The sequence below is a fragment of the Chamaesiphon sp. OTE_20_metabat_361 genome, assembly GCF_031364565.1.
The window spans coordinates 1-7325 of sequence record NZ_JANLWO010000234.1; the positions used below are offsets into that span (position 1 = coordinate 1).

Here is a 7325-nt window from a genome sequence, read left to right on the forward strand (position 1 = left end):
AGGAGCATTCTTATGGACGACATTTCAGCTCCAATCTCCGAGAGCATCATCCCCAAATATGTGGGCTTCAGTCGCAGTTGCGACCGCGATCGCTTTGTTAACTGCTAGTTGCTTTGCCACACTATCTAAAGCCTATCCAGAAGCAGGTGCGGGCAGTTCTTATTACTATGCAGAAGCAGCAATTCTCGCCAAAGAAGAGCATCGTCACTTTCGATTTGCCCGGATTGTCAAGTTTTTAACGGGATGGGCATCTCACCTTTATTACTGGGTTTATCCTGGGGTGATGGTCGGGTTTATGGGTACCCTAATTGTCTATATCGGGCGACTTTTCAACCCAAATTTTGCTGGCGATTCACTCTCGCAGATGCTTTTGTGTGCGGTATTTGCGGGATTAGTTGGCTTTGTTGCTTTCTTTGGCGTAACTGGTTCAACATTGATTAATATCATCATTAATATCGTCCAAATCAGTTCGTTATTTATTTTGGGAATTTTATTTATCACGTTTAGATTTACCAATCCAGGCTTCAATTACGAGCACGCCAACGCACTTAGTGTCGTGATTCCCCATGATTTTGGGGGGCTATTATTCCAAACAACGATCGCGATTTTATTAGTAGTCGGGTTTGAATCAGCAACCGCCCTCGCAGGTGAAGCCATCAACCCCAGACAAGACATTCCCAAGGCGGTAGTCATGTCGCTATTTATTCAGGCTTGTGTTTGCTACTTCTTTGAATACTTTGCGGCTAACTTCTTCATTAGTGATGCCTATGCAGGTGTGGTAAATAAAGCTGGCGAGGCAGGCTCGTTTGTCGCTGGACTCGATCCCAAAATTACCGATATTGGGGCAGCAGTGACGGCACTAAGCCTGGATGCGAGTAAATATACTGGAGGCAGTATCGTTAGAGGATTTGATGCAGCAGTTTTATCTGGTGCCCCCGTTGGAGATATGGCACGAATTTTGGGCGATCGATTGCTCGGCGGACACGGATTTACACTGGTATTAGTATTGGCAATCACCGTCTTGATGGCACTACTAGGAACGACGCTATCTGCCCTTTCCACAGGCGTGAGAATTACCTACGCGATGGGTGCAGATGACGAGCTACCGAGCATTTTTGGGCTGCTCCACAGCAAGTTTAGTACGCCTCATATCGGGACGATCGTGTTGACTATTTTGTCCGCTATGATTGGGGGATATGGAGTACTTAGTGTCAACAATCTAACACAGATGACACTGGTTTCAAATATCGGTACTTTTATCTTTTATGGATTGACTTGCCTAGTCACATTCGTGGCTGCGATCGATCGATTGTTAGGCGATGAATCAAATTTTATCAAGTCAAAATTGATTCCTCTAGCTGGAGCATTTATGAACTTTGCGATGATGTTTGGTGTGTTTTACTTTGGTTTTACGGCTGGCGGTGACTCGGCTAAAAATGCTCAAATTGCGATCGGGATTTCGGCTGCTTTCTTCTTGTTTGGTTTTGCCTATATTATGGTGCGGAGTATCATGACGGGTCGATCGATTTTCGTCAGACCCCATGAGAACCACATCCAGCTCGGTAGAGGAAATTCGGGTAACTTGTAATTTGAATTGCTGCGTAGTCCCTTACCCCACCCCAGCCCTCCCCTTATAAAGGGGAGGGAGCAAGAAAAGCCCCCCTGCTTGGTGCGCTTACACTGTCGGGGAACCCGAACAGTGCGCACATCCGCTTTATAAGGGGGGTTGGGGGGGTAATCCAGGGTTTTGGCTATTTTCTTTACTCTCAACTAGTTCCAGGCTAAAACTCAATGAATAAATGGCAAGTACCACCAGAACATTGGAATTACTTATCCCCAACCAAAAAATATCGTGTATTCAAAACAGCGATCTATGTTGCTGTCCCCTTAATGGTGATAATCACCATGTTTAGCTTACTTATTGAAACAAAATTGGGACTTTAAGCACTACTTAACCTAAGATATCTACAAGACGATCGCCGTAAAGTCGGAGAAAACTAACTATGGATTTGATTATTGCAGTCATCCAACCGTCCAAATTGGATGATGTCAAAGAGGCATTGGTAAAGGCTGGAATTCAAGGATTGACAGTTACCGGAGTTAAAGGATTCGGTCGTCAAAAAGGTCGCCCGCTGGCATTTTTGGGACTGTACAATATGGATCGTCAACCATTTACGATCGATTTTATTCCCAAGGTGAGATTAGAAATGGTCGTACCTTCCGAAAAAACGGATTTAATTGTCGAAACGATCGTCAAAACCGCCCACACTGGCAAAATCGGTGATGGTAAGGTGTTTGTGCTACCAGTTGCCAGAGCCGTCCGCATTCGCACAGGGGAAACTGGGATTGAGGCACTTACTCCCGACATGGAAGAAAGTTCGGTTTAGCTACCTACGAGAACGCCTACGATTGTGTCTTGTCGCGCTAAACCCGGAGGAAACCTCCGGAGCGCGCGCCGCAAATCGTGGCTAATGATGCAAAGTCCGCCTACGCGGACTAATTTACTAGTCCGCGTAGGCAGACTTTGCATCACAAGAAGTGGTTAAAACCACTTTGAGTATTCGGAACATCACCCGATTTTCAAACTTTATTATCTTTGCGTTCCGCAAAGGGACGCGGTGAATTTTTGGACAGGATTTTGTCGCTGAATACACCGATCGACTGAGAGTAAGTCTAATGATGAGGATAGTATTTTCGATTGCCTACGGCACGCTACGCGAACGATTATGCCTCAACGCCAAAAAAAGATCGTTCAAAGTAGCGCGGAACTATTGCTAGAGTATGCCGCTGGCGATCGAGATTTTGAAGCAGCACAGCTTTCCGCCGCCGATCTCCAATCCGCACAATTAGCCAAAGTCAATCTCAGCAAAGCAATCTTATTTAAAGCAGTCTTGAGCAGAGCAATTTTAGCAGGTGCTAATCTGAGCAAAGCCGATTTAGTGCGGGCGAATTTACAATTTGCAAAATTGAATCGATCGAATTTAGATCGAGCCAATTTATACGAAGCCGATCTCACAGGTGCCAGCCTGGGAACTGCCAACCTCAGTCAAGCAAGTTTAGAAAGTGCCATTCTCAGCCGTTGCGATTTCGGTTTAGCAAACTTACAACGGGCTAATTTGAGCCGAGTAACTGCAATTTCTACAGATTTCATGCAGTCAGAATTGATGGATGCGGTATTATTTCAAGCAATCCTCAATAGCGCAATCTTCGAGCGAGTAAACTTGACAGGAGCCAATTTAATTGAAGTATATCTGAGCGATGCGAATTTGCATAGAGCAATTTTAATTAAAGCTAATTTATATAAAGCCACACTCGATCGAGCTAATTTAAGCTGGTCAAATTTATCCGAAGCTAATCTAGAAGGCGCATCATTAATCACCACAAATCTCGAACATAGCAATTTGAATCATGCTAATTTACTGTTTGTAAATCTGACTACTGCGAATTTGAATAAATCTAATTTGAGCAAAGCAAACTTAGTAGCCGCTAATCTGAGTCGAGCAAATTTACTCGCTGCAAATTTAATTGAAGCTAATTTAGAGCGATCGATCTTGTCAGAAGTAGATCTATTTGGTGCCAATTTAAATCGAGCAAATTTGTCAGATGCAAATTTAGAATCTGCCGATTTACGCGAAACAAACATGCAAGGAGCGAATCTACACAGAGCCAACTTATCAGGAGCCAATTTATTTGGAGCCGAATTGAAAGGTACTAATTGCAGTAAGGTAAATTTTGCTGGAGCAAAGTTGTATGGAGCCAAACTCGTTGGTGCTAATTTACAGGGTGCTATATATGATGAAAAAACAGAATTTCACAGTAAGTTCTCACCGATTAAACAGGGGATGAAGCAAATATAGACAGACTTAGATCTACTGTGAGCTAAAATGAAGGAGACGAGTTGTAATTGAGGTCTGACTATGGCAGTTTCTCCAGAGGAGAGGTTTCACCAACGCCAAAGACGCTACAGCAAAGAAGAGTTAGCTCGACGTGGGCAAGAACTCTATGAGTCTGGCATTCGGCAACAGGTAGAGGCTGGAAATGAGGGTAAGATTGTGGCGATCGACATTGAAACCGGAGATTTTGAGGTCGATGAAACTGTCATGGGTGCAACCGATCGGTTAGTCGATCGTCAGCCCAATGCTCAACCTTGGGGGATTCGGATTGGGCATCGCGCCGTTTATCATTTTGGCTCGCGGAGTTTGAAAAAGAATTAATGATTTACGGAGTTGTGAATTTGCGTCGAGAAGCAACACTTCCCCTTGTGGTTGGTAATTCATCTGGGCAATGAGAAGTCATCAGCACTGTGATTGACACCGGATTCGATGGATTTCTGTCTTTGCCATCTGAAATTATTGTTCGCCTTGGGTTGCCTTGGACGATTTCCAATTCAGCGACCTTGGGTGATGGTAGCGAAGTCTTGTTTGATTTTTACACCGGAACAACCATTTGGGATGGGCAATATCGCACGATATCATGGCAATGTATAGATGTATTGTCTTTTCATGTAAGTAATCCACAGGAGCAGCAGGGAGTTTCGGACACTGTGAAGGATGTTACGAAGGAGCATATTTCTGTGTATCTCCACGGTGAATCATTCTTATTTGATAAGTATTAAAGTCGTTGGAAGCGACCGCAGCACAACGCCCGTGCAGTGGTGGAAAGAAAGTAGATCTGCTGAGTTGTTAAGTTTGTGGGTCGCTGCTAACGGGCAACGTTAGATCTACACATAACAAGAATTATTTCAGAAATAGATCGCTATAAACCCCAAGTTTCCCACACTTCGCCAACACTCTTCGCCACCAACTGATAACTTTCAGAAGTATAGCCACCACTCAACACCATTACCACTGGAATTCTCGCAGCAACCAGGGTCTGAAACACAAACCGATCGCGTGCTAATACCCCCTCTGCCGAGATCTTTAGCCGACCGAGAGGATCGTCCTCATAAATGTCAGTTCCGGCGTTGTAGAAGGCGATTTTGGGTCGCTCTATCGAACTTAAAAAGCTGGGTAAGTGCTGTTGAAGTTTATCGAGATATTCAGCATCTCGCGTTTTCGATGCGAGGGGAAGATTGCGATCGATTCGGGCGATCGCTCGACGATCTTGGGGATAAATATCCTGGTTATACATATCGAGGATGTGGACCGTACGATCGCACTCGAAAATTCTCGCTAAACCATTGCCCTGATGGGCATCGAGATCGATAATTGCGATCGAGTCTGTGGCTGTAAGTTGCCCAGATTGGCGGAGGCTGGCAATGGCGATCGCGATATCTGAGTAGACGCAAAATCCCGCTCCGAGATCGCGTCTAGCATGGTGATATCCACCGGATAGATTGATGGCGATTCCGGTTTCTAGAGCAGTTTCGGCAGCAATAACCGTCCCCATCGTGGCGAGTCGCATCGGCTGTAATACTTGGCGATCGAGAATGCCACTGGGCACCCAATCGAGGGAGGCTAGTTCTAATACTTGGGCGACATAGTGGGAGTTAGTTAACTGCTGGAGATATTCGGGCGTGTGAATGGTTTGCAGTAGTTCTGCTGTCGCTGCTGTCGGGGTAATCGTTGCTGAGAGCAACTTGTCACTGAATCGATCGAGCAAAACTTTCCAGGTGCGGCTGTACTTGCAACTGTCAAATGGATGTAGTTTTTCTAGTCCCAGCCAGCGAATGTCATATCCTGGCGAGTAAACTAATCTAGGTCGAATTTTGTTAGGTTCCATCATCCCCGCGATCGCTTAATTTCCTTGGCGTATTGCAAAATATGTTTTGGTTCCCATGCGTCTATCTCACCCAAGGGAATGCCTAACCCCACGTAGGTATCGATCTCGGCGCGGGGTTGAAATGAAGGTTGCAAATTCGACCCGATATAGAGCGTATTAGCCACGATCGTCGAACAGTTAAACTCCGTCAATTCGTACTCCAATCCACTGGCTTGTACTTTTTCCCAGTACTTCTGAATAGCCACTTCATCGAGTGATTCCAATTCCACCACGATCGGATCGGCTCCCTCTGCGGCCAAATCTGCCGCATAGTCCCTGTAAAATGGTTTGCGCTTGACATTCATCGTCATTTTCTGAATCGCGCTCCTCACGAACCCCTTGCGCCCATTACCCGGCCACAAACTGACGTAGGCTCGATCGCCAACCTGGATTGATGAATGACCTACTTTGCCGCCTGTCGGCAACCACACATAGATTCTGACACTCACTCAAACTCTCCAGAAGGTAATCACCAATCCACCTGTGACAATTAAAGCACCTCCCACCCAGATCGAAATGCTAGGTATTTGACCGAATCCAAAATAATTAATTAATTGAGCCACCATGAAAAATAGGGTGACGTAAACCCCCAACAATTTACCAAAATCCCAAGCAGGCAAGTTCACTACAATTCCGTAGCCCAATAGCGTCAACCCGCCCAAGAGAATAAACTCAACTTGCTGCACCAGTCCGCGACTCTGCAACCCCTTTCTTACTAAAGCATCGCCCCCAGCTTCTAAGACAGCCGCAACGAGCAAAATTAAAAATACTAGTCCTTGACTCACTGAGGTTGCTCCCGCCACAATCAGATTATCCTCCCATCGATCGAGAAAATAATATTGTGATGTGCGTGACTATTTTGGAATGCTAATGGGCGATCGGCAGTTTAAGAAAATAACTCTGTCGATCTTGCATGAGTTTATCCTAAAGAAGCTACACCCGTTTCAACTTGCCATTGCTGTTTGTCGGTGAAAGTCATGGCAATCCCTTTTTCATAGTAGGCGGCTTCATTAATGAAAATTGGGTACACAGTATCCGTACCTGCATAAGGAATTGTCTCGCCCATAAATGTCACAAATAACGGATCGCCGGGATGTAATGGTTGATAGTCTTGAAATTGACGGTGGGGATGAATCATCCCTTGCAGTTTACCCGCTGTGTCGCGGGGATAATCGATCGAGGTGAGGGTTTTGTACACGGTGACTTCATCAGGCGCGGGTAAGGGCATACCTGCATTCATCGCTGCTACATAGTCTAAAACTGCATAAATCAGCAGCTCTGTTTTGGCAAACAGATCGGCATCGAGAATTCCCTGAGCGACGGCACCAACTTCGATCGTACAGCCTAATGGGGAAAGCGATCGCAGCATCGGATTTTCAGCATTGTTTAATCCGCAAATTCGGACATCGGGATGAATTTGGCTCAAATAAGCCGACAGCCGCAGGTTGAATGGATGGGTACTGGCTGGCAAAATCGTCAGCCCCATTTGACTCGTCGAGCTATGCAGGTCGATAATCAGATCGACATGTTTGAGAGCTTGGGCAATCTCCTTAGCGCGGCTATCT

8 protein-coding genes and 1 pseudogene are annotated in these 7325 nt (G+C 45.6%); 5 read left to right on the forward strand and 4 right to left on the reverse strand.

Annotation, left to right across the window (positions count from 1 at the left end; genetic code table 11):
* The 5 genes and pseudogenes from RMO35_RS06815 to RMO35_RS25200 all read left to right on the forward strand — a co-directional run.
* Positions 1-1588: APC family permease (locus RMO35_RS06815; protein ID WP_309739549.1), on the forward strand; the 1588-nt coding region annotated here is incomplete at its 5' end.
* A 415-nt stretch (positions 1589-2003) separates the two neighbouring features.
* Positions 2004-2387 carry a P-II family nitrogen regulator gene (locus RMO35_RS06820; protein WP_309739550.1) on the forward strand — a complete coding sequence of 128 codons (384 nt, stop codon included), beginning with the start codon at positions 2004-2006 and terminating at the stop codon, positions 2385-2387.
* A gap of 339 nt (positions 2388-2726) precedes the next feature.
* Positions 2727-3857: a pentapeptide repeat-containing protein gene (locus tag RMO35_RS06825; protein WP_309739551.1), complete on the forward strand. Its 1131-nt coding sequence runs from the start codon at positions 2727-2729 to the stop codon at positions 3855-3857.
* A gap of 60 nt (positions 3858-3917) precedes the next feature.
* Positions 3918-4214: a hypothetical protein gene (locus RMO35_RS06830; protein ID WP_309739553.1), complete on the forward strand. Its 297-nt coding sequence runs from the start codon at positions 3918-3920 to the stop codon at positions 4212-4214.
* Positions 4214-4471: pseudogene (locus RMO35_RS25200) on the forward strand (clan AA aspartic protease); the annotation flags it as partial. The gene RMO35_RS06830 and the pseudogene RMO35_RS25200, both read left to right, overlap by 1 nt.
* A gap of 284 nt (positions 4472-4755) precedes the next feature.
* Here RMO35_RS25200 and RMO35_RS06840 read toward each other — a convergent pair.
* From RMO35_RS06840 to RMO35_RS06855, 4 genes are all read right to left on the reverse strand, one after another.
* Positions 4756-5724 (reverse strand): histone deacetylase, encoded by a 969-nt coding sequence (locus RMO35_RS06840; protein WP_309739557.1) that lies wholly within the window; start codon positions 5722-5724, stop codon positions 4756-4758.
* The gene (locus RMO35_RS06845) at positions 5721-6209 is read right to left on the reverse strand and encodes a hypothetical protein (protein ID WP_309739558.1); all 489 of its coding nucleotides are present in this window, start codon (positions 6207-6209) and stop codon (positions 5721-5723) included. The genes RMO35_RS06840 and RMO35_RS06845 overlap by 4 nt, the downstream gene beginning before the upstream one ends.
* Complete coding sequence (locus RMO35_RS06850) at positions 6210-6563, reverse strand: hypothetical protein (RefSeq protein WP_309739559.1); 354 nt, start codon at positions 6561-6563, stop codon at positions 6210-6212.
* A gap of 116 nt (positions 6564-6679) precedes the next feature.
* The coding region (locus tag RMO35_RS06855; protein ID WP_309739560.1) for an aspartoacylase at positions 6680-7325 on the reverse strand (646 nt) is incomplete at its 5' end.